19 protein-coding genes are annotated in these 23180 nt (G+C 64.0%); 9 read left to right on the top strand and 10 right to left on the bottom strand.

Annotated features, from left to right (window positions below):
- Window positions 1-12: 12 nt before the first annotated feature.
- The 7 genes from QQK18_RS12275 to QQK18_RS12300 all read right to left on the bottom strand — a co-directional run bounded on the left by QQK18_RS12275 (window position 13) and on the right by QQK18_RS12300 (window position 6022).
- Complete coding sequence (locus QQK18_RS12275; protein WP_284340627.1) at window positions 13-564, bottom strand: PadR family transcriptional regulator; 552 nt, start codon at window positions 562-564, stop codon at window positions 13-15.
- A gap of 154 nt (window positions 565-718) precedes the next feature.
- Window positions 719-1558 carry a 3'(2'),5'-bisphosphate nucleotidase CysQ gene (gene cysQ, locus QQK18_RS12280; protein WP_284340628.1) on the bottom strand — a complete coding sequence of 280 codons (840 nt, stop codon included), beginning with the start codon at window positions 1556-1558 and terminating at the stop codon, window positions 719-721.
- Window positions 1555-2424: a carboxylating nicotinate-nucleotide diphosphorylase gene (gene nadC, locus QQK18_RS12285; RefSeq protein ID WP_284340629.1), complete on the bottom strand. Its 870-nt coding sequence runs from the start codon at window positions 2422-2424 to the stop codon at window positions 1555-1557. Before nadC ends, cysQ begins: the two co-directional genes overlap by 4 nt.
- A 112-nt stretch (window positions 2425-2536) precedes the next feature.
- The gene (locus tag QQK18_RS27655) at window positions 2537-2641 is read right to left on the bottom strand and encodes a lipoprotein (protein ID WP_488798414.1); all 105 of its coding nucleotides are present in this window, start codon (window positions 2639-2641) and stop codon (window positions 2537-2539) included.
- Between the two features lie 183 nt (window positions 2642-2824).
- Window positions 2825-3664, bottom strand: coding sequence for an AAC(3) family N-acetyltransferase (locus QQK18_RS12290; RefSeq protein WP_284340630.1), 840 nt, complete (start codon window positions 3662-3664; stop codon window positions 2825-2827).
- Between the two features lie 9 nt (window positions 3665-3673).
- Window positions 3674-4933: an AGE family epimerase/isomerase gene (locus tag QQK18_RS12295; protein WP_284340631.1), complete on the bottom strand. Its 1260-nt coding sequence runs from the start codon at window positions 4931-4933 to the stop codon at window positions 3674-3676.
- Between the two features lie 96 nt (window positions 4934-5029).
- On the bottom strand, window positions 5030-6022 hold the full coding sequence (locus QQK18_RS12300) for a class 1 fructose-bisphosphatase (protein ID WP_284340632.1): 993 nt from the start codon (window positions 6020-6022) through the stop codon (window positions 5030-5032).
- Between the two features lie 246 nt (window positions 6023-6268).
- Here QQK18_RS12300 and QQK18_RS12305 point away from each other — a divergent pair, with 246 nt between their 5' ends.
- The 4 genes from QQK18_RS12305 to QQK18_RS12320 all read left to right on the top strand — a co-directional run bounded on the left by QQK18_RS12305 (window position 6269) and on the right by QQK18_RS12320 (window position 9159).
- Window positions 6269-7051, top strand: coding sequence for a transporter substrate-binding domain-containing protein (locus QQK18_RS12305; protein WP_284340633.1), 783 nt, complete (start codon window positions 6269-6271; stop codon window positions 7049-7051).
- 80 nt (window positions 7052-7131) lie between these two features.
- On the top strand, window positions 7132-7800 hold the full coding sequence (locus tag QQK18_RS12310; RefSeq protein ID WP_284340634.1) for an amino acid ABC transporter permease: 669 nt from the start codon (window positions 7132-7134) through the stop codon (window positions 7798-7800).
- A complete protein-coding gene (locus QQK18_RS12315; protein WP_284340635.1) occupies window positions 7800-8459 on the top strand; it encodes an amino acid ABC transporter permease in 660 nt (219 codons plus the stop codon). Before QQK18_RS12310 ends, QQK18_RS12315 begins: the two co-directional genes overlap by 1 nt.
- Window positions 8437-9159 (top strand): amino acid ABC transporter ATP-binding protein, encoded by a 723-nt coding sequence (locus QQK18_RS12320; protein ID WP_284340636.1) that lies wholly within the window; start codon window positions 8437-8439, stop codon window positions 9157-9159. Before QQK18_RS12315 ends, QQK18_RS12320 begins: the two co-directional genes overlap by 23 nt.
- Before the next feature lie 21 nt (window positions 9160-9180).
- Here QQK18_RS12320 and QQK18_RS12325 read toward each other — a convergent pair whose 3' ends face one another.
- The 3 genes from QQK18_RS12325 to QQK18_RS12335 all read right to left on the bottom strand — a co-directional run bounded on the left by QQK18_RS12325 (window position 9181) and on the right by QQK18_RS12335 (window position 15503).
- Window positions 9181-9666 (bottom strand): GNAT family N-acetyltransferase, encoded by a 486-nt coding sequence (locus QQK18_RS12325; protein WP_284340637.1) that lies wholly within the window; start codon window positions 9664-9666, stop codon window positions 9181-9183.
- A 14-nt stretch (window positions 9667-9680) separates the two neighbouring features.
- Window positions 9681-14414 carry an NAD-glutamate dehydrogenase gene (locus tag QQK18_RS12330; RefSeq protein WP_284340638.1) on the bottom strand — a complete coding sequence of 1578 codons (4734 nt, stop codon included), beginning with the start codon at window positions 14412-14414 and terminating at the stop codon, window positions 9681-9683.
- 135 nt (window positions 14415-14549) lie between these two features.
- Window positions 14550-15503, bottom strand: a complete 954-nt coding sequence (locus QQK18_RS12335) for a helix-turn-helix domain-containing protein (protein WP_284340639.1) — start codon at window positions 15501-15503, stop codon at window positions 14550-14552.
- Between the two features lie 157 nt (window positions 15504-15660).
- On the opposite strand from QQK18_RS12335, the gene QQK18_RS12340 reads away from it, so the two are divergent.
- From QQK18_RS12340 to QQK18_RS12360, 5 genes are all read left to right on the top strand, one after another.
- Window positions 15661-17748, top strand: a complete 2088-nt coding sequence (locus QQK18_RS12340) for an ABC transporter substrate-binding protein (RefSeq protein WP_284340640.1) — start codon at window positions 15661-15663, stop codon at window positions 17746-17748.
- A gap of 126 nt (window positions 17749-17874) precedes the next feature.
- Entirely contained in the window at window positions 17875-18885 is a 1011-nt protein-coding gene (locus tag QQK18_RS12345; protein ID WP_284340641.1) for an ABC transporter permease, read from the top strand.
- Entirely contained in the window at window positions 18882-20081 is a 1200-nt protein-coding gene (locus tag QQK18_RS12350) for an ABC transporter permease (protein WP_284340642.1), read from the top strand. Before QQK18_RS12345 ends, QQK18_RS12350 begins: the two co-directional genes overlap by 4 nt.
- Entirely contained in the window at window positions 20062-21762 is a 1701-nt protein-coding gene (locus QQK18_RS12355; protein ID WP_379994400.1) for an ABC transporter ATP-binding protein, read from the top strand. The genes QQK18_RS12350 and QQK18_RS12355 overlap by 20 nt, the downstream gene beginning before the upstream one ends.
- Before the next feature lie 19 nt (window positions 21763-21781).
- Complete coding sequence (locus QQK18_RS12360; protein WP_284340644.1) at window positions 21782-23152, top strand: alpha-glucosidase/alpha-galactosidase; 1371 nt, start codon at window positions 21782-21784, stop codon at window positions 23150-23152.
- The last annotated feature ends 28 nt before the right edge of the window (window positions 23153-23180 follow it).

The raw sequence follows: 23180 nt of genomic DNA on the forward strand, positions 1-23180 counted from the left end.
GTAAGTCGCCCCTTATTCCGCTGCGTTTTTCTTGATCTGCTCGGGGCGCGCCAGCGCCACCAGTTCGTCCATGTGGGTACGCAGATGTGTCTCTGCAAGCTCCATAATCGCCAATCCGTAGTCGACGACCCATGCGTCGCCTTCGGTGCGACCGTCCGCCTCGGCAGCTTGCTTTATTTGACGGATATCTTCGCGAATCCGCTCCAGTTGCTCTTTGGCCCGCGCCTCGACCAGTTCGGGCGGCAGCAGGTGCGCAAAGCGCGCAAATAGGAGGAACGGACTGCGGAATACCTCTTCCTCGAGCGGCTCGTGCAGCGCATCGACGAAGGCGGCACGTCCCGCTTCGGTAATGGAATAGACCTTCTTGGCCGGCTTGCCTTCTTGCGGCTCCACCCGGCTCGTGACCAGCCCGTCGTCCTCGAGCTTGGCGAGCGCAGGATAGATCGAACCGTAGCTCGCTTCGACGAAATAGGAGCACTCGCCTTCGACGGACATGCGCCGAATCTCGTACCCCGTCGCCTCACGTTCGTAGAGAATCGAGAGACACAATGTCCTGACATTCATGATAGGGCTCTCCGCCTGGCTATGCCCGGCTGATATATATCGGCCCTATATATTCAATGTTCGGCGCGGCACAAGCCCGCTGAAGCAACTCATGCTGCAGATCAGCTAAGATCGTATCGCATGGCTGCCAGGAAAATTCAAAGCTGTCAGTGGATTACGCGACGAGGCGCGACATTTCGGCAGCGGCGCGTATGGCAAGATCTTCGCTTGCGGCGGCAACGAAGAAGGGATTGAGGAATTTGAGGTCAGCCTTGCCGTAGCGCAGCGGCAGCCCGTCCATCGTCAGCACCGTGCCGCCCGCCGCCTCGAGCACTGCCTGGCCGGCCGCCGTGTCCCACTCGCAGGTCGGCGTGAAGCGCGGATAGATCTGGGCGTTGCCTTCGGCCAGCAAGCAGAACTTGAGGGAGGAGCCGACGGAGACGTCCTCGGTAACGTCGAGCGTTTCGCACAGCGGGGCGAGCGCCGCATGCCCGTGCGAGCGGCTGGCAACGATGCGCAACGGTCTGGAATCGTTGACTGAAATCCTGCGCATCTCGACGGGCGCGCCCGCGCTCGTCTCGCATGCTTGGGCGCCGTCCGGTCCGCCCAGATACGCGCGCCCCGTTGCCGGCACCAGCACCACGCCCAATACCGGCCGACCATCCTCGACGAGGGCGATGTTGACCGTGAATTCGCCGTTGCGCTTCAGGAACTCCTTGGTGCCGTCGAGCGGATCGACGACGAAATAGCGGCGTCCGAGCAGCGGTATACGGCCGGCGGCCACGCTCTCCTCGGCCAACACCGGAATTTCGGTCGGCATCAGATGCTCGATGATCACCGCCTCGGCCCGCGCGTCCGCCTCGGTCACGGGCGAGCCGTCCGCTTTGGTTTCCGCGGCAAAAGGCCGCGCGTAGACGGTTTTGATGACGTCGGCGGCGGCGATGGCCGCGGTCAGCGACAGGTCGAGCAGGGCCGGAAGGTCGCTGTCGTCCAGGGCTTGGTCGAGGGCTGTCATGGCTGGATCGTCACATCTAACCCGAGGTCGAGGGGAGGGGCGGAGAGCGTGATCTGGCTTGTCGAGATGTAGTCGACGCCGGTTTCGGCGATCGCGCGCACCTGCTCGAGTTTGACCCCACCCGAAGCCTCGAGCTTGGCGCGACCGGCATTGATGGCGACAGCCCGGGTCAGGGTCTCGATGCTCATGTTGTCGAGCAGCACCGCACGCGCGCCTGCATCAAGAGCTTCCTTGAGCTCGGTGAGGGTCGTCACTTCGATCTCGATGGCAACGAGATGTCCGGCAAAGGCTTCCGCGGCCTTGATGGCGGCGGCGACGCCTCCGGCGACGGCGATGTGGTTGTCCTTGATAAGGATCGCATCGTCGAGCCCGAAGCGGTGGTTGGCGCCCCCGCCGCAACGCACGGCATATTTCTGGAAGGCGCGCAGCCCGGGCGTTGTCTTGCGCGTATCGCAGATGCGTGCGCCCGTGCCCGCGATGGCATCGACGAAGGCGCGGGTGAGCGTTGCGATCCCGCAGAGCGGATTGAGGAAATTGAGCGCCACGCGCTCGGCCGACATCACCAGCCGGGCCGGACCGTAAACATCGGCCACTGCGCCGCCAGCCGTCACCCGCTCACCGTCACGCAGGTGCGGCACGAAGTCGATGCCATCCCCAACAAGGCTGAAGGCCACGCGGGCGAGGTCCATGCCGGCGATAACGCCCGGCTCGCGCGCCGAGATCGTGGCGCTGGCTGACGCGCTCGGTGAAAGCACCGCCTGGCTGGTCAGGTCCCCCGCCAGTCCCAGGTCCTCGGCAAGCGCGGCCGTCACCGCGGCCTCGATAAGGTGGCGTGGCAGCTGGGCAGGGTAGGGCGAAGCGATCATGGGCAAGTCCTGGCGCGTCCGGCGGGTTTACGCGCCCGAGCCTCCCGATGCAATGGCCCGCTCTGGGCGCATCTCATGGTGTTGCTGACCCAGGGACGCTTTCGACGATGTGCTAGGTGCACTTGACGGTGTCGTTTGGCGTCACGACGCACTTCGGCGCCGTCTGGCACCCGGCGAGGACGACCAAGATGAAGATCGCGAGGAGATGTTTCAGCATAATCACCCCCACCAACTGCGCACGACCTAGCCATCTAAGTGTCTCTTAGCGCGCCGCACCTCAAAGACAGGTCGTCACCTGGCTCGAGCAGGTGTCGACAGTCCAGCCAAGGATGCGCTCGCCGATTCCACACAGATACCCGCCGATGCGATAAGCAGACAGAGAGAGTAGGAGACGAGGCGTCTATGACGGCGCATGATACTCTGTCTCGGGCAGCCCGCCCTCTCGCCATTCGCTCACGGCATGATCGACCAGAACCCTTGAGGAGAGCAGCACGCAGTCGGCCGCGCCGACTCTGCCGGTTGCCGCCTTGCCCGAGGCCGCGAGCTGCGATCCGATGGGTACGAAGAGATCGGAATCCCCGACCGGCGGCGCACTGTACGGTACCCACCGCCGAACGCCGTCCACGAGTACCGGCGCCCCTCCGGCCTCGAGCGGGCGCTCGGGCCAGGCGCGATGCTCGGAGAGATGGAGAATCGTGCATCTGTCGAAGCCAACGCCGAGCAGCAGCACCTTGGCGTCAAGATCGTAAAGCCGCGCGAGTGGCGAGCGCTCGTCGAGGGGACTGTCGAGCGCGTGATCGCAGAGTATTCGCGAAGCCTCAGGCCCAAGCGCGGCGAATGAGCAATTCGGATGTTGGCTGCGCTCGACCTCTGGCCATGTGCGGAAGAGTTCGGCGATCTGTCCCATGCCATTGGTCGGCGTCTTCCTCGGATCGAAGGCCGGCATATTGGCGCGGATGATATCGACCCAGTCGGCCGGAACGGGCGGCGCACGCCAATTCGCCGGATCGGTAAGACCGGCTGAATGTGCCGGCATCACCAGTGTGCCCTCGGGCCCAAGGACATCGAGAAGCGCCTGGATGACTGCAACCGGCCCACCGGCAATCCATCCGAGCGCGCTGAGCGAAGAATGGACGATGACCGTTTCGCCCGTTTTCAGGCCGAGACTGGCGAGATCGGCCGCAAGGCTCTCGCGAGTTCCCGGCTTATCCGTTCTGGCGATGAGATCGGCTTCCGACATCGCCGGCGTCTACTTCCGCTTGCCGGTCTCGATGATCGCGTGGGTGATGGAGCCGGTGGTCGGAAAGAGCGGGATGAGGCAGGCCTGCAGGGCATGGTAGATGTCGGGCTTGCCGCGGAAGAGCCGCTCGGTTGGCGTCAGGTCTTCCTTGAGCTCGGGACGCCAGCCGCTGTTCTCGTGGTCGATCAAATGGTTGGCGGCGAAGTCCCAGAAGCGCCGGTACCAGATCTCGAAATAGGGATCCCGATCGAAATTGGTCAGGAACGCGGCCGCTCCGATCGCCTCGCAGACCGGCCACCACAGCTTCTCGCGCATGACCGGATTGTTGTCCCAGTCGAGCGTATAGAAGAAGCCGCCATGGGTCTTGTCCCAGCCGAGTTCGATCGCCTGGCGGAAGAGACCGCGGGCGGCGTAGGTGAGCCACGAGTCCGACTTGTGGCCGAGAATCCAGAGCTGATAGAGCAACCGCGCCCATTCCAGCCAGTGGCCGGGCGTGGTGCCCGAGGGGCGGAACATCTCATTGCCGAGATAGTCGCGGTCGAGCTCCCAGTTCTCGGTGAAGTGCTCGGCGACGCGATAATCGAGGTCCGCCGCATGCTTGCCGATGATGAGCTGGGCTATGCGCCCGGCCTTCCTGAGGTAGGCCTGGTTGCCGGTCGCCTCGTAGGCGGCCATCAGCGCCTCGGTCAGGTGCATGTTCGAGTTCTGCCCGCGATACGGGCTGATCGGCGCCCAGTTACGCGCATATTCCTCGGTGGTTGCGCCTCGGGCCTCGTCCCAGAACCGGTTCTCGATCACCTCAGTCACGTCCGCAATCATCGCATCGGCCAGCGGGTGACCGGTGAGCTTGGCGCTCGAAGCCGCCAGCAGCACGAACGCATGACCATAGGCCTGCTTGGAATCGTCACGCGGGCCGTTGTTGTCGAGCGACCAGAAATAGCCGCGGTTCTGCTGGTCGCGGTGGTGCTCCCAGAGATAGCGCATGCCGTGGTCGACCATCTCGTCCGAGCCCGGCCGGCCGAGCAGGCTCCCGATGGCAAAGCAATGCACCATGCGGGTGGTCACATGGATCTGCCGCAGCGGATTGTCGGCATCGAGCGCATGTCCGAACGTGTCGAGCTCGTAGAACCCACCCTCCGGGTTGATCGAATGGCGCTGGAAGAAATCGAAGAGCCGGTTGGCCTGCCGCATCAACCACTGCCGGTGAAAGGGGCGAGCATGCCAGGCGCCGGAATTGGCTTCCGGCAGATCATAGGTCTCGTCGGACATTTTGACTCCTACGCCGGCATCGTCTGCCGATCTCAGGACCGGGAGTTACCATGAGGCCGGCAACGTTGCAATTTCGACCGCCCCGCCCCAGGAACTCTACCCCGCCTTGAGCACCGCGTAGTGCCGCTCGATCCGTTCCACCTCCTCGGCCGAGCCGAGGATGACCGGCACGCGCTGGTGGATATTGGCTGGCATGACCTCGAGAATCCGCCCCAAGCCCGTGGTCGCCTTGCCGCCTGCCGCCTCGACCAGCAAGGCCATGGGGTTGGCCTCGTAGAGCAGCCGCAGCCGCCCGCCCTTGGCAAGGGTCTCGCTGTCGAGGGGATAGAGGAAGATGCCGCCGCGCATCAGGATGCGGTGGATGTCAGCCACCATTGAGCCGACCCAGCGCATGTTGTAGCGCTTGCCCGCTGGACCAGTCTCGCCGGCAACGCTCTCGTCGACATAGGCGAGCGTCGCCGCATCCCAGAACCGCTCACGCGCCGCATTGATGGCGTATTCGGCCGATGCCGACGGGATCGTCACATCGTCCTTGGTCAGGATGAACTCGCCGGCTGCATCGAGCGTGAACACCGCGACCGACTTGCCGAAGGTGAGGACGAGGCTCGTCGAATTGCCATAGGCGGCATAGCCGGCCGCCAACTGCCGCACGCCGGGCTGCAGTAGTTCCACGTCGCGCACGCCCGAAGGTGCCTCGAGCACTGAAAAGATAGATCCCACAGTCACGTTGACGTCGAGGTTCGAGCTGCCATCGAGCGGATCGCAGGCGACGGCATACCGTCCGGCGCCGGTTTCGCGTTCGAAATGAAGCGCTTGATTCAATTCTTCAGAGACAAGAATCGAAATATCCGGGTTCTGCTGCAAGTGCTTGATGAATATATCGTTCGAGACCACATCGAGCTGCTTTTGCGCCTCGCCCTGAACGTTGGTGGCTCCGGCCAGGCCCGAAAGCCCCTCGATCGGCGCGGTGCGCAGGATGGCCGCGATCTCGGCACAGGCCGCCGCGATCGTCGCGATGGTCTGGGTGAGGTCGTGCGTGACGTTCTGCCGGGCAGCCGTCGTCTGTAGCCAATCGGAAAGCTTCGTCATTCCGTTCATCCTGCTAATTGCGCACCTGCGAGTGTGCCGATGCGGACGCGCGAGGCAAGCGCGACTTTCGCTGCAATGTGATGTCGACGCGGTGCGCCTAAATCGGCGTCAAATCCATCAAAAGTGCCCATTTCTTGGGCAGGCAAGCGCAACAACATCGGGCGTGGTGAGCAACGTCAGTCGTTTATCCTCGTGGCACGCCTGTTGCTTCGTGGGGACCGAAAATCACCACGAAAAGGATTCCGCATGCTCCGTCGCACGCTCCTAGCCTTCGCCGCCGCCGGCCTTGTTGCCGGCTTTGCCGTACCGGCCCAGGCCGATGCCCTTGCCGATATCAAGGAGCGCGGAACCATCCGTGTCGCCGTTCCACAGGATTTCCCGCCCTTCGGAAGCGTGGGCACCGACATGACTTCGATCGGCTACGACATCGACATGGCCAAGGCGATCGCCGAGCGGCTTGGCGTTTCCGTTGAACTGGTGCCGGTGACCAGCGCCAACCGCGTTCCTTACCTGCAGACTGACCGGGTGGATCTCGTCATTTCCAGCCTCGGCAAGAACGCTGAGCGCGAGGCGGTCATCGATTTCACCACGCCTTACGCGCCGTTTTACAATGGCGTTTTCGGCGAAGCTGACGTCACTCTTGCCGGCCCTGAGGATCTCGCCGGCCTCTCGGTCGGTGTCACCCGCGGCGCCGTCGAAGACCTGACCCTCACCGACCTCGTGCCGGAAGGGGTCGACATCCGCCGCTACGAGGACAACAACGGCACGATCTCGGCGTTCCTGTCCGGGCAGGTCGATGTGATCGCCACCGGCAACGTGGTGGCCGCCTCGATCCTCGAGCGCAATCCGCCCCGCCGGCCGGAGCTGAAGTTCCTTGTGCAGAACTCGCCCTGCTATATCGGCCTCAACAAGGATGAGCCGGAACTCCTCGCTGCCGTCAACGCCATCATTGCCGACATGAAGGCGGACGGCTCGCTTAACGGTATTGCCCAGACCTGGCTGAAGGCCGACCTTCCGGCGGACCTTTAAGATCGAGATCCCGGTCACCTGCCGGATCGCCGCCGCGCCAGCGCCGGTGGTCCGACAGGGCGCGTGGGGAGGGGGACCTTATGGGCTACCAATGGAACTTTGATTGGCTGGCCGGCTACCTGCCGATCCTTCTCAAGGGCATTTCCATCACTGTCGAGCTTATTGCGGTGGGAGCCGCGCTCGGCGTATCACTCGGCATCGCCTGCGCCTGGGTGCGCACGCTGGGTCCGGCCTGGCTCCGGCCGTTCGTTTCCGCTTATGTCGAGCTCATCCGCAACACGCCGTTCCTCATCCAGCTCTTCTTCATCTTCTTCGGTCTGCCTTCGCTCGACCTGCAACTGACGGCGCTTGAGGCTGCCAATCTCGCCATGGTCGTCAATCTCGGCGCTTATAGCTGCGAGATCATCCGGGCCGGAATCCAGGCCACACCCCGCGGACAGTTCGAGGCGGGTAAGAGCCTCGCCATGACTCCGTTCCAGACGTTCCGCCATGTGGTGCTTGTCCCGGCGCTCCAGCGCATCTGGCCGGCACTCGCCTCGCAGATCGTCATCGTCATGCTGGGCTCCTCGGTCGTCTCGCAGATCTCGGTCGAGGATCTGACCTTTGCGGCCAACTTCGTGCAGTCGCGCAATTTCCGGGCCTTCGAAACCTATGCGGTGGCGACGCTGACCTACCTCGTCCTCGCCATCATGCTGCGCAAGGTGCTCGACGGCGTCGGCTGGCTGGTCTTTCCGAGGAGGAAGGCCTGATGGGCCAGTTCACCTTTTTCGACATCCTGCGCAACCTGCTGATCGCCACGCAGTGGACCGTCATTCTCTCGCTGGTGTCGTTCGTGGGCGGCGGCATCGTCGGCGGTCTGGTGCTCTTTGCCCGCATCAGCCAGTCGGGTTGGCTGCGCAACCTCGCCAGGGGCTATATCGAGTTGCTGCAGGGCACGCCGCTCCTGATGCAGCTCTTCCTGGCCTTCTTCGGGCTGGCGCTGTTTGGTGTTGCCGTGCCGGCCTGGCTTGCGGCGGGTCTGGCGCTGATCCTTTGGACGGCCGCGTTCCTCGGCGAAATCTGGCGCGGCTGTGTTGAGGCGGTCCCCCGAGGTCAATGGGAGGCCTCCAGCAGCCTCGGCATGGGCTATCTCCAGCAGATGCGCTACGTCATCCTGCCCCAGGCCCTGCGCGTCGCCATCCCGCCGACCGTCGGCTTCTCGGTGCAGGTGGTCAAGGGCACGGCACTGACCTCGATCATCGGCTTCATCGAGCTGACCCGCGCCGGCACGGTCGTCACCAACGCCACCTATCAGCCGTTCCTCGTCTACGGCCTCGTCGCCCTTATCTATTTCTGCCTCTGCTGGCCGCTCTCCAAAGCCAGCCAAGTCCTCGAGAGGAAGCTCAATGTCGCTCATAGCCATCACTGACGTGAGGAAAAGCTTCGGCCAGAATGAGGTCCTGAAGGGCATCGATATCGACGTCGAGCGCGGCGAAGTGATCGCCATCATTGGCAAGAGCGGTTCGGGCAAGTCGACGCTGCTGCGCTGTATCAACGGGCTCGAAACTATCGATGCCGGGTCGATCGCCGTCGGGCGCGCGCAATTGCTGCCGGGCGAGGCCGCCCTGCGTGCGCTGCGGCTCAAGGTCGGGATGATCTTCCAGCAGTTCAATCTCTTCCCGCACCTGACTGCCGGGCGCAACGTCATGCTCTCGCAGATGGTGGTCAAGAAGACCCCGAAGGTGCAGGCCGAAGCCGTGGCGCGCAAAATGCTCGAGCGCGTCGGGCTTGCCGAAAAGTTCGACGCTTATCCCGATGAGCTTTCGGGCGGCCAGCAGCAGCGCGTCGCCATCGCCCGAGCGCTCGCCATGGAGCCGATGGCGCTCCTCTGCGACGAGATCACATCGGCGCTCGATCCCGAGCTCGTCAGTGAAGTTCTCGCCGTCGTCAAGGAACTGGTTGCCGAGGGCATGACCCTCCTCATGGTCACTCACGAGATGCGCTTTGCCCGGGACGTCTGCTCGCGCGTCGTCTTCATGCACCAGGGCCGCGTGCATGAGATCGGTCCGCCCGAGCATGTCTTCGCCAATCCCAAGACGCCGGAGCTGCGGCAGTTTCTCGGGGTGTGAACGGTGTGACCGACCGAATGGTCACGCCGATGCGCTGGACCGGGAAGACCGCTTTTTGCTCAAGCCGACCAGAACGATGTCCTGTTCGACCGTCCGTCGGTGGTGCTCGATGTAACCCAGCTTCGCATACAGGCGCAGATTGCCGGCGCTCAGATGGCCTGTTTCCAGGTGGAAAGCCTGAACTGTGGGGAACGCGTCTTCGATAGCGCGCATCAGTAGCTCGCCCAGACCCTGGCGTTGGTATGCTGGGTGCACGGCCAACCGATGGACATGGCAGTTACCATTTTCGAGCTGTCCCCGCACCGAGCCGACGACCTGGCTGTCGATCATAGCCACGAGCACGCTCACGCTTGCCAGCGCCAGCTGCAACTCGTCGGGTGTTTCCGTCATCGGCGGCAGATCTGGGTCGCCATAAAGCCGGGCTTCGCGCATGAAGGCAAGCCGCTGCATCGCGATGATCTCGCGTGCATGAGCCGGGGAGGCGGGGCTGATGGTGGCAGGCCGCATCATATCACCGGGTTTCACGTCTCCCGCGCCAGGTCAGCCAGAAGCCCCGCCGCAACCGACAGCCGCGAGACCGTCAGCGCGCCTTGCGTCAGGTCCGCGACCGCCGCCACCGCTCGCTCGACGGCCCGCGGCCGGCTGCTGCGCCAGGCGTCGATGCGCTTTTCGATCGGGCCTTCGCCGGCAGCCAGGATATCGGCGGTCAGGTCCCTCTGGGCGCGGGTGAGGTTGGCGAGCGCGCGGTCGAGCGCCATGCGGTCGAACCGGTCGGCCAGCACGATCGCGCGCCCCTGGTCGGCGATCGGCCAGAGGTCGAAGACGCCGAACACGCCGAAAAAGGCACGCGCCGCCTCCTCGATCGTGGCCCCCATCCGTTCACTGACCAGCACGACGTCGCTGGCATGCGCGAGGACCGGCAATTTGGCGATGGTGTGGGCGAGGTCCCCCGGCACGCCCTCTGCGATGAACCGTTCGGCGCTTGCCACGATTGCTCCCGCCATGGCCTCGGGCAAAAGCTCGCCGAGCACGCGGCGCAACTGCCCGACGCCCTCCGTATGGCGCGAAACCAGGTTTGCGATATCGCTTTCCACATGCGCATTGCGCAGGAACCAGAGCGTTTCACGGGCGAGCAGGGCGTTGACCTCGCCATAAAGCGCAAGTTGCGTAGCCCCGGGGATGCGATTGTCGAGCGCGTCGATCTGGGTATTGAGCCCGGTCAACCCATAGACGTCGCGTGTCGCCGCATAGGCGATGGCGACTTCTCCGACGCCCGCGCTGCTGGCCGCCATCAGCTCGAAAACGAAAGCCGGGCCGCCGCGATTGATCATGGCGTTGGCCAATACCGTCGCGATCACCTCGCGCTTCAGCCGGTGGCCGGTTACCGCGCCGGGGTACCGCGCCTTCAGTTTCTCCGGAAAGTAGCGGAAGAGCTCGCCGGCCAGATACGGGTTGTCGAGGGCGGGTGACTCGAGAAGGTCGGCATAGAGCGTGAGCTTGGCATAGGCGAGCAGCACCGCCAGCTCGGGGCGCGAGAGGCCGTGGCCGGCCTCGGCACGCTCGCTGATGGAAGTTTCCGGCGGCAGGAATTCGACCGCACGGCTCAACAAGCCCCGCTGCTCGAGGCCAATCATCAGGTCGCGATGCGCCGGCAAGTCCGCCAGCCCCGCACGCTCGGCGAGCGAAAGTGCCAGCGTCTGCAGGTAGTTGTTCCTGAGGCACAGGTCCGCCACCTCGTCGGTCATCTCGACAAGGAAAGCGTTGCGCGCCGCGCCCGAGAGCGTCCCGTCAGCGGTCAGTTGCCCCAAGGCAATCTTGATGTTGACCTCCAGGTCCGAGGAGTTGACGCCGGCCGAGTTGTCAATGGCATCGGTGTTGATGCGCCCGCCCCTGAGCGCGTATTCGATGCGCCCACGCTGGGTGATGCCGAGATTGGCACCTTCCCCGATCACCCTGGCGCGCATTTCGCTGGCGCTGATGCGGATGGCGTCGTTCGCCCGGTCGCCGGCCTGCGGATCCGTTTCGCTCGAGGCGCGGATATAGGTGCCGATGCCACCGAACCACATGAGATCGACATCGGCCGCAAGGATTGCGCTCATCACCTCCTGCGGCGTGGCGGTGGCCGCCCTTAGCCGCAGAAGCTCGCGCACTTCAGGGCTAAGGGAAATCGACTTGAGGCTGCGCGAGAAGACGCCGCCGCCCGTGGAGATCAGCGATTTGTCGTAGTCCTGCCAGGAGGAGCGCGGAAGGTGGAAGAGTCGCTTTCTCTCGGCAAAGCTCGCTTCCGGATCGGGATCGGGGTCAAGAAAGATATCGCGGTGGTCGAAGGCGGCCATCAGCCGGATCTGCCGAGAAAGCAGCATGCCGTTGCCGAAGACGTCGCCCGACATGTCGCCGACGCCCGCGACTGTGAAAGGCTCGCTCTGGATGTCGCGATCCATCTCGCGGAAGTGCCGTTTGACCGCTTCCCATGCCCCGCGGGCGGTGATGCCCATCTTCTTATGGTCGTAGCCGGCCGACCCGCCCGAGGCGAAGGCATCGCCCAGCCAGTATCCGCGGCTGATGGCGATGGCGTTGGCCGTGTCCGAGAAGCTCGCGGTGCCTTTGTCGGCAGCGACGACGAGATAGGGATCATCGCCGTCGCGCCGTACAACGTTCTCCGGCGGCACCACCGCGCCGGAGTTGAGATTGTCGGTGAGGTCCAGAAGTGAGCCGACAAAGATCTTGTAGCTCTCTATGCCCTCGGCCTTCCATGCCTCTCGCGGCATTGTGAGCGAGAGGCGCTTGGGCACGAACCCGCCCTTGGCCCCGACCGGAACGATGACCGCGTTCTTGACCTGCTGCGCCTTGACCAGGCCGAGGACTTCGGTGCGGAAGTCCTCCGGCCGGTCGGACCAGCGCAGGCCCCCGCGCGCGATCGCTCCGAACCGCAGGTGCACGCCCTCGACCCGCGGCGAATAGACGAAGATCTCCCGGAACGGGCGGGGCGCCGGCAGGCTGTCGACCTGCGCGCAGTCGAACTTGATGGCGAGCGCCGGGCGCCGGGCGCCGTCCGCGTCACGCTGGAAGAAGTTGGTGCGCACCGACGCTTCGACGAGATTGTGGAACCGGGCGAGGATGCGGTCCTCGTCGAGGGAGGTCGCCGCGTCTCGCGCTGCAACGATTGCCGCTCGTGCCGCCTCTGCGTCCTCCACACTCGCGCCGGCCGGGTCATGCAGGGCACGAAAGAGCCCGACCAGCGCGGCCGCCGCCCTGTGCTGGGTCACGGCGACCTGGGCGAGATAGCGCTGCGAATAGGAGATGCCGACCTGCCGCAGATACCGCGAAAGCGCGCGCAGCACCGCCACGTCGTCCCAGGTGAGGCCCGTCCACAGCGTCAGGGCGTTGAGCCCGTCGCTCTCGGCTTGTGCATGCCAGACCGCCGCGATCGCACGTTCAATGGTCTCGCCTGCGGTCTCGGGCAGCACCTCGAGCCCCTCGGGCGCAGCGACCACCATGTCGTGGATATAGCGCAGCGTCCCGTCGCGTGGGCTCACCGTATAGGTGCGCTCGTCGATCACCCGGAAGCCGAAATGCTCGAGCATCGGCACACGGTCGCTCAACGGAATGGCGCTGCCGCGATGATAGAACTTGAGGCCGAGCTTACCTTCTCTCCCCACGCGCCGCCGCAGACGTATGGCGATGGCGGCTTCATCTGTCAGGGTTTCGAGAACGGCAATGTCGGAGAGGGCGTCGGCGACGCTGTTGCGCGATTCATAGGCCGCCGAGAAGGCATCCCGAAAATTGCTGATCGTCGCCGGCTCGGGCGCGGCCGCCGCGATCCGGTCGCCGAACGAGCGGCTGAGATTCTCGACATTGGTCTCGAGCTCGGTGCGCGATGGGCGCGGCGTCGGCCCGCCATTGCGCCCGATGATGACGTGGAGCCGCACCAGGTCTCCTTCGGGAAAGTGCGGGTAATAGGCCGAGAGGCGCCCGTCGTAGCATTCGCCGAGATAGGCGGTGATGCGGGCGCGAACCTCCGAGTCGTAGCGGTCGCGTGGGATGTAGACCAGGATCGAGACGAAATTGTCGAACTGGTCGATGCGCGGCAGCACCCTGACGCGCGGCCGGTCGTAGAGCGTGGCCACCGCATGGGCGTATTCGGCAAGTTCGTCTACCGAGATCTGGAAGAGCTCATCGCGCGGGTAAGTGTCGAGCGCGGCCAGTAGCGCCCGGCTCGCATGGCTATCTGCCTCGAGGCCGGACCGCCGCATGACCTCGACGACCTTGCGCCGGATAAGCGGCACTTCCGTGTGGGGCGTTGCCAGCGCCTGCGAGGTGAAAAGGCCGATGATCCGCAACTCGCCGGTCACCTCGCCCTCCGGCCCGTAAAGCTTGATGCCCACATAGTCCATATGCACGCGCCGGTGCACGCGCGCACGGATATTGGCCTTGGTGACGAGGAGCGGCTCGACCGCCCTGACGAAGGCTACGTGCTGCGGGGTCGTCTCGACATAGTTGGGCCCCGAGCGCAGGAACCGTACCGCCGGATCGTCCAGAATGCCCAACCCGCTGCCGGGTGCCGGCTCGAGCCGCATCTCGTCGCCCCGGCCCTCGAGCCGATACTCGCGCGCGCCGAGAAACGTGAAGTTGTTCTCGGCGAGCCATCCGAGGAAATAGACTGCCTCGTCGACAAGCGCCGCCGGCAGGCCGGCCCGGTTGGCGGCAAGCCGCTCGACTTCCGCCCGCAACCGCTCGAGCATGGGCTTCCAGTCGCGCACCGCGCGGGCGACCTCGCTCATGGCCATGTCGAGCTCGTCTCTCAACGTCTCGGTCTCGCCCATGGGCTCGATTTCCATGTGCAGGACACTGACCGGCACGTGGTCGGGTTCCGGTTTGGCGGCAAGGCCGCCGGGCGAGAGAAACACCACCGGATGGGCAAGCAGCCGCACTGATCCGCCCGCCGCCCGCACCGCGGCGAGCGCCGTGTCGACGATGAACGGCATGTCCGGCGAGATGACGTCGACGACCATTGGGCCGTCTCCCACCGCTGCCGAAATATGCACCAGGCTCTTGCGCGGCGGCTCCGCGCCGATCAGGCCGTAGGAGGCCCGCAACCGCGCTTCAAATGCCTCGGGCATCGTCGCCGAGAGGTCGTCGCTATCCGTGGCGGCCACTGCCGCTTCGATGAAAACGGCAAGGTCCGGTTCGCTGACGCGAAGCGCCTCTGCGCGCGCCAGCAGGGCGGCGCGTGTGGATGCGATGGTTTCGTTCACGGCCAGACCTGCCTCCTGCTTCCCGCGGGCACAGCCTAGCCGGCCCTGCAGGATTTGTCCTCCTCGTCACGGCGGGAGGCTATACGTCATTGGTCGAAACCATGTGACAGGCGCGCGAACTACTCCCCGATCACGTCACTCCCCGATTACGTCTTGGCGCATCTGTCGCGGCGTGATGCCGTAGGCTTTGCGGAAGTGCTCGTAGAACTGGCTGAGGGAGGTAAAGCCCGACTGGAAGGCGATATTGGCGATCGACAGGTTCCCTTCAAAGAGCAGCGAACGGGCGCGGATCAGCCGCATGCGCGTGACGAACTTCTGCATCGAGATGTGCATCACCTTGGTGAAGAGGTTGAGCGCATAGTTGGGGTGGAGGCCTACCACCCCGGCCACGTCGGCGGCGGTCAGCGGCTCGGAGAGGTTCTCTACGATGTGCCGGACCATGGCCACGACATAGCGCACGGGCGAGGCGGTGCGGGTGCGCGTGCCGTGATGCTCGATCCAGGCCGGCAGCAGCACCTCATAGCCGGTGAGCGCTGCGCGGCGGAACATGGTGCCGATCTCGACCTTGACGATATCGGTGCGAAGGGCATCGCCCGAGCGATAGTCAGCATGCCAGCGGTCGAGCGTGTCGACCGCGACGGCATCGGGGTTGAGGCAGACGATGCCACCGCCCATCATGGTCTCAGTCAGCCGGCCGAGCTGGGGCATGTGGAGGAAGGAGTCGAGCGGCAGATAGACATTGATCTGCCGACCTGCCAGAGCCGCCTCGCTGAGGGCCACCGTCTGATGGGGAACGCCCGCCCAGAAGGCAACGAGCCGATTGGAAGGCACGGTCACCGGCCGCGTGTCATGGACATAGTCCATGTCCCCGCCGGTCAGCCAATTGATCTCGATATGGCCGTGGACATGCGCAGACGGCATCAGTTGCGGGGTGAACGAGCGGATGCCGAACCGCCCGAAGGCGCGGCTCGAGGCGTAGAAACTCCGGTCCGGCCGCGGTGTGGCGCGGCAATAGCCCTTGTCGACCCGTTGGCGCGGGGCAGGAGCTGGGGCTTTGGAGGTCGTTCTGGGGCGTTCGAGCACTTCCATACGTCATCACCAAATCTTAGGAAGCCGGAAGAGGTCTTTAACTAATCGGATTGCTTCCCGTGTTGCAAGGCGTACGATTTTTATGGCGGAGAGAATGCCGGGTGACGTCGCCCGGCAAATCGGCAGGCATTGTCGCTCCGCCGTTATGGGAGGAACCATGAGAAAGCACGCATTTGCCCTTGGCGGGGCAAGTCTTCTGCTAAGCGTGTCGTTCATCGCTACTCAGGCGCAGACGATCGAGACGACGACGCCCCCGGATCCGCCGGAATTCGCGGCCCAGACCGAGCCGGTCTTTGTTGGTGTCACCGACATCATGGAGTATCGCGCGCTCGACAGCTACAACGAGCCGGAATGGATCAAGACCAATTTCGTCGACACCGGCAAGCTGCCGCCGGTCGAAGAGCGCCTGCCTGAGGAACCCCTGGTCTTCAAGACCGGCAACATGCCGGACGGCGTCGGCGTCTACGGCGACGTGATGCGCCACGTCATCGGCGGACGTCCCGAGGGCTGGAACTACATCGGCGGCCAATCCCAGGGTTGGGGAGGCATCGACATCGGCCTGTCCGAGTGCCTCACCCGTACCGGTCCTCTCTTCATGATCCGGGCCGAGGAACTGGAGCCCATGCCCAACCTCGCCAAGAGCTGGGAATGGTCCGAGGACGGCCATGAGCTGACCATGCACCTCATCGAAGGCGCCAAGTGGTCCGACGGCGACCCGTTCGACACCGAAGACATCATGTTCTACTGGGAGGACAACGTCCTCGATCCCAACGTCTTCCCCCTCAACGGCGCGACGCCCGAGACCTTTGGGCAGGGCACCAAGCTCGAGGCGATCGACGAATACACCATCAAATGGACGTTCGAGGAAGCATTCCCGAACCAGTATCTCTATGCCATGGCCTACGGCACCTTCTGTCCGGGCCCGAGCCATATCCTCAAACCCGAGCACCCCAACTACTCGGACAACACCTACGACCAATACAAGAACGCCTTCCCGCCCGAATACCTCAACATTCCGGTCATGGGTGCGTGGGTGCCGGTTGAATACAGGCCCGACGACATCATCGTCATGCGCCGCAACCCTTACTACTGGAAGGTCGACGAGGAGGGTAACCAGCTCCCCTATCTCGACGAGATGCATTATCGCCTTTCGACGTGGGCTGACCGCGACGTGCAGGCGGTGGCAGGCTCGGGCGATTTCTCCAACCTCGAGCAGGCCGAGAGCTATGTCGAGGCCTTGCGCCGCTCGGCCGACGACAACGCCCCCGCCCGCCTGCAGTTCGGCGCCCGCACTATCGGCTATGCGCTGCGCATGAACTTCTCGGGCAATGGCTGGGGTGAACCAGACGCGCGTGAGCAGGCGATCCGCGAGCTGAATCGCACGCTCGAGTTCCGACAGGCCATAACATTGGCTGTCGACCGGCAAAGGTTGGGTGAATCGCTCGTGCGCGGACCATTCACCGCCATCTATCCGGGCGGCCTCTATGCCGGCACGACCTACTATGACAAGGAGTCGACGGTCTACTACCCATTCAATCTCGAGCAGGCCAATGCCATGCTCGACGAACTGGGGCTTACCGACACCGACGGCAACGGCGTGCGCAACTTCCCTGAAGGCACGGCCGGTGGGCAGGACGTGGAGATCACGCTTCTTGCCAACACCGACTATTCGACCGACACCAACCTGGCTGAAGGCGTCATCGCCATGATGGAGCCGTTGGGGCTGCGCGTCATTGCCAACTTCCAGCAGGGAACGGCGCGCGACGACATGGCGCAGGCCGGTCAGTTCGATTGGTCGGTGGAACGGCAGGGCGCTGAGGTGGTCTCGGTCGTCCAGGGCACATCCGCGCTCGCTCCCACTGGTCCGCGCACCCATCCGTTCCATCGCGCGGGCGAGAACGATGAGCTCGATCTCCTGCCTTTCGAGGAAGAACTCGTACAGATCGTGCGGGACTTCATCGCCACCAGCGACAACGCGGAGCGGGCTGAGCTGATGAAGCAGTACCAGCAGGTCTTCACCGAGAACGTCTATTCGGTGGGGCTGACCCAGTATCCTGGGGCGCTCATCATCAACAAGCGCTTCAGGAACATCCCGGAAGGTGCCCCGATCTTCATGTTCAACTGGGCCGAGGACAACATCATCCGCGAGCGCGTCTATGTGCCGACGGATGACCAGCCCGGCCACGAACTGCACCCTCAGACCCTGCCGGACGTGCCCGGCGGTGGTGGGCCGGTCGAAGGCTGACCTGAATACGCCGGACGGGGGCAGCCCTCCGTCCGGCCCAATGGTGCCACGAGCACGATGTACATCCCTTCCCATCGGGGGAGGGTTGCACGGGCGGACATCGCTAAGAGAAGATAAAGGCCGCAAATGTTCCGATTCATCGCTATGCGGGTACTGGGAGCGATCCCGCTCCTGCTCCTTTTGAGCGTCGTTACCTTCGCCATCATCCAGGCCCCCCCCGGTGACTATGGCGACTACATCCGCTCCATGCTCATGAACCAGGGCGGCGTGCCCGCAGAGTTGGCCGAAATCCAGGCTGAAGCCTATCGCGAGGCCAACGGGCTCAACGATCCGCTGGTCGTCCAGTACTTCCGCTGGATCACCGGCATCGTCACCCGCTTCGATTTCGGACACAGCCTCTACTACAACAAACCCGTGGGCAACGTGGTGGCCGAGCGCCTGCCGGCGACCATCATGCTGGCGTTGACCTGTCACATCCTGGCGTCGGTACTGGGTATCTCGCTCGGCATAATCGCCGCCACCCGCCAATATAGCTGGACCGACACCTTTCTCGGCGTCGTCTCTTTCCTTGGCATGACCATCCCGAGATTCCTCCTCGCCATCATCATCCTCTACATTCTCGTTTTCCGGCTGAACGTCGGCGAGGTCGGCATGTTCTTTTCGGCCCGCTATGGCGGCGCACCGTGGAGCTGGGACAAGTTCGTCAACCTTGTCCAGCACATCTGGCCCGTGGTGTTCATCGCCACCTTTGGCGGGCTCGCCTACAACATGCGCGTGATGCGCGCGAACCTCCTCGACGTCCTCAATTCGCAATATGTCGAAACGGCGCGGGCCAAGGGCCTGCCGGAGGGCGCTGTGATCATGAAGCATGCCGTGCCCAACGCGCTGCACCCGCTCGTTGCCTATCAGGGCGTGGTGCTGCCCTATATGCTGACCGGGGAGATCGAGGTGGCGATTGTCTTCGGCCTCGCGACGGTCGGACCGGCCATCGTCGGCTCCATGGGTGTTGGCGACGTCTTCGTCACTGCCACCTTCATGCTGGTGCTTGCGGCGACCCTCATCGTCGGCAACATCATCGCCGATATCCTGCTCGCCGTCCTCGACCCGCGCATCCGCCTGGGAGGGAATGCGGAATGACCGACACCAAGACCCACCCGACACCGCCTCTGCCATCCGATACCGGCATCGGCGCCGCGCCCGGTCCGGAAGTCGCCGACGGCGTCGACGTGCCCGAAAGCGCGATCCAGGCGCGCTTCGCCCATGGCAACGAAGGCTATGCGACGCTCGTCTGGCGCCGGTTCAAGCGTTCCACCATGGGCATGATCGGGCTGGTGCTCGTCACGCTGCTCTTCGTCACAGCCATTTTCGCCGATTTCTTCGCACCGATGGACCCGAAGCGTCCTGAACTCCCGTTTGCGCCACCAGATATGATCGCCTTTCAGGATCCGCAGGGCAGTTTCAGCCTCATCCCCTATGTCTATCCCATCGGGGAGACGGGCGAGTTCGATCCCATCACCTTCCAGCCGCTGACCGGTGCGGTGCTCGACGACCCGACCCCGACCGGCTTCTTCGTCGAGGGCTATTCCTATCGTCTCTTCTGGGTGATCCCATCCAACATCCACTTCTTTGGCGCCACCGACGGGCGACCCATCCATATACTTGGCACCGACAAGTTCGGCCGCGACATTCTCTCGCGCGGTATCGTCGGCTCGCGGATCTCGCTGATGATCGCGCTGGCCGTGGTGACGCTGACCACGGTTATCGGCACGTTGGTCGGCATCACCTCGGGCTATATCGGCGGTGCGTTCGACACCTGGCTGCAAAAGTTCGTCGAGTTCGTGCTCGCCTTTCCGCAACTGCCGCTATACCTGGCACTGACCTCGCTCATACCGGTTACGGCGCCCTCCAACGTCTTCATCGCCTTTGTTATCGGCGTCATGGCCGTGCTCGGCTGGGCGCAGCTTTCGCGCGAGGTGCGCTCCAAGACGCTTTCCCTCGCGCGTATCGAATATGTGCGGGCGGCGATCGCCGTAGGTTCGAGCGACATGCGCATCATCACCCGGCACATCCTGCCCAACGTCACCAGCCACGTGATCGTGGCGGTAACGCTCGCCATCCCTACGGTGGTGTTGCTTGAGAGCTTCCTCGGGTTCCTCGGCTTTGCGGTCAAGCCTCCGCTGATATCCTGGGGGCTGATGCTGCAGGACACCGGCACGTTCTCGGTCATCGGGTCTTATCCCTGGATCCTGTCACCGGTGATCTTCGTGCTGATCACCGTCTTTGCCTTCAACGCGCTGGGCGATGGCCTGCGCGATGCAGTCGATCCTTATTGAGTGGAGCGGACAAGTGACTGATACCAGCCAGAACCTCGCTCCCTCCGAACGGCACGACCTCGGCCAGCACGGTCGCGAGCTGATCCTCGACGCGCGCAACCTCGCCGTCGACTTCAAGGTCGAGGGCGGCGTTGTGCATGCGGTGCGCGACGTTTCCTTCCAGCTCCATAAGGGCGAGACCATCGCCCTCGTCGGCGAAAGCGGCTCGGGTAAGTCGGTGACCGCCCGCACCGTCATGAAGCTGTTGACCAAGCGCGCCACCATCCTGCCGGGCACCGAGATCACCCTGAAGGGCCAGGACGTCGTCGCCATGAGCGACCGCGACATGCGCAAGCTTCGCGGCAACGATCTTGCCATGATCTTCCAGGAGCCGATGTCGTCCCTCAATCCGGTCTACACCGTCGGCCAGCAGATCTGCGAAATCCTGCACCTCCACAACAGGATGAGCAGACGCGAAGCGATGGACCGCGCCCGTGAGCTTCTCGAGGAGGTGCATATTCCCGAGCCCGAGGCGCGCCTGAAGCAGTATCCGCACCAGCTTTCCGGGGGCCAGCGCCAGCGCGTGATGATCGCCATGGCCCTCGCCAACCGACCGGACGTTCTGATTGCCGACGAGCCGACCACCGCCCTCGACGTCACCGTCCAGGCCCAGATCCTCAACCTTATCAAGGAGCTGAAGGACAAATACGGCATGGCCGTGATCCTCATCACCCATGATCTGACGATCGTGCGCCAGTTCTCCGAATACGTCTATGTGATGCAGAACGGGGTGGTGCACGAGCACAACGAGACCGAGGAGCTCTTCTCCAACCCGCAGCACCCCTATACCAGGCACCTTCTCGCCTCCGAGCCCAAAGGCGTCGCCAATCCGCTCTCGGGCGAGCACGACACAATGCTCGAGGGCAGGGGAGTCAAGGTCGCTTTCACCTTGAAGCGCGGGGGCTTCTTCCGGCCTGATTACTTCGAGCTGGTCGCGGTCGATAAACTCAGCCTTGAGCTGAAGCGCCACGAGACGCTGGGGCTGGTGGGCGAGAGCGGCTCGGGCAAGACCACCTTCGGCCAGGCACTCATTCGCCTGATCGGCAACCAGGGCGGGGAGATCTTCTTCGACGGCGAGCCGATCCATGGCAAGGATCGCGGGCAGATGCGCCCCTTGCGCAGCCGCATGCAGATCGTCTTCCAGGATCCGTTCGCCAGCCTCAACCCGCGCATGTCGATCCGCCAGATCATCGAGGAAGGGCTGATCGTCAACAGCATCGGCGCCAACTCGGGCGAGCGGGGCGACCGGGTGCGCCAGGCGTTGCGCGATGCCGGTATGCCCGACACCATCCTCAACCGCTTTCCGCACGAGTTCTCCGGCGGCCAGCGCCAACGCATCGCCATCGCCCGCGCCATTGCGCTCGAGCCCGAGTTCATCCTTCTCGATGAGCCGACTTCGGCCCTCGACCTTTCCGTGCAGGCCCAGATCATCGACCTGTTGCGTAAGCTCCAGGACGAGAAGGGCCTCTCTTACCTGTTCATTTCGCACGACCTCAAGGTCGTGCGCGCGCTCTGTCATCGCGTCATGGTCATGCAGTTCGGCAAGATCGTGGAAGAGGGGCCGGTCGCCGAGGTGCTGACCAATCCCAAGACAGATTACACGGCCCGGCTCGTCCGCGCCGCCTTCGAAATTGCCGCCTAACCCTCGGAGCATTTTTCCAATGGCAAACCCCAGGATCACGTTCATCGGCGCCGGTTCGACGGTGTTCATGAAGAACATCATCGGCGACGTGCTGCAGCGTCCGGCGCTTTCCGGCGCCACCATCGCCCTCATGGACATCAACCCGCAGCGCCTCGAAGAGAGCGCCATCGTTGCCGGCAAGCTCGCCTCGACCCTCGGCGTGCCAGCCAAGGTCGAGACCTATACCGACCAGAAGAAGGCGCTGACCGGCGCCGATTTTGTCGTCGTCGCCTTCCAGATCGGCGGCTATGAGCCGGCAACCGTCACCGACTTCGAGGTGCCCAAGAAATTTGGCCTGCGCCAGACCATCGCCGACACGCTGGGCGTCGGCGGCATCATGCGGGGCCTGCGCACCGTGCCGCACCTCTGGAAGATCTGCGAGGACATGCTCGAGGTCTGCCCCGAGGCCATCATGCTGCAATACGTGAACCCCATGGCCATCAACACCTGGGCCATCGCCGAGAAATATCCGACGATCAAGCAGGTCGGCCTCTGCCATTCGGTGCAGGGCACCGCTTCCGAGCTCGCCCGCGACCTCGACATTCCATATTCAGAGATCCGCTACCGCGCCGCCGGCATCAACCACATGGCGTTCTATCTGAAGTTCGAGCATCGGCAGCCCGACGGCTCCTACCGTGATCTCTATCCGGACCTGGTGCGCGCCTACCGCGAGGGCCGTGCGCCCAAGCCCAGTAGCTGGAATCCGCGCTGCCCCAACAAGGTGCGCTACGAGATGCTCACCCGCCTCGGCTACTTTGTCACCGAAAGCTCCGAGCACTTCGCCGAATATACGCCCTACTTCATCAAGGAGGGCCGCGAGGATCTCATCGAGAAGTTCGGCGTGCCGCTGGACGAGTACCCCAAGCGCTGCGTCGAGCAGATCGCCCGCTGGAAGAGCCAGGCCGAGGAGTATCGCAACGCCGACACGATCGAGGTGAAGGAGAGCCACGAATACGCCTCCTCGATCATGAACTCGGTCTGGACCGGTGAGCCGTCGGTGATCTACGGCAACGTGCGCAACAATGGCTGCATCACCTCGCTGCCCGACAACTGCGCCGCCGAAGTGCCGTGCCTCGTCGATGCCTCGGGCATCCAGCCGACCTATATCGGCGACCTGCCGCCACAGCTGACCGCACTCATCCGCACCAACGTCAACGTGCAGGAACTGACGGTCGCCGCTCTGATGACCGAGAACCGCGAGCACATCTATCACGCTGCGATGATGGACCCGCATACGGCCGCCGAGCTCGATCTCGACCAGATCTGGAACCTGGTCGACGATCTGATCGAAGCCCATGGCGATTGGCTGCCCGAATGGGCCCGTGGCTCGCGTAGGCAGCGCGTCGCCTGAGTTCCCGCAGCGTCCCTCCCAAACTGCG

Origin of the sequence: Devosia nitrariae, assembly GCF_030160115.1 — a bacterium.
Taxonomy (GTDB): Bacteria; Pseudomonadota; Alphaproteobacteria; order Rhizobiales; family Devosiaceae; genus Devosia; species Devosia nitrariae.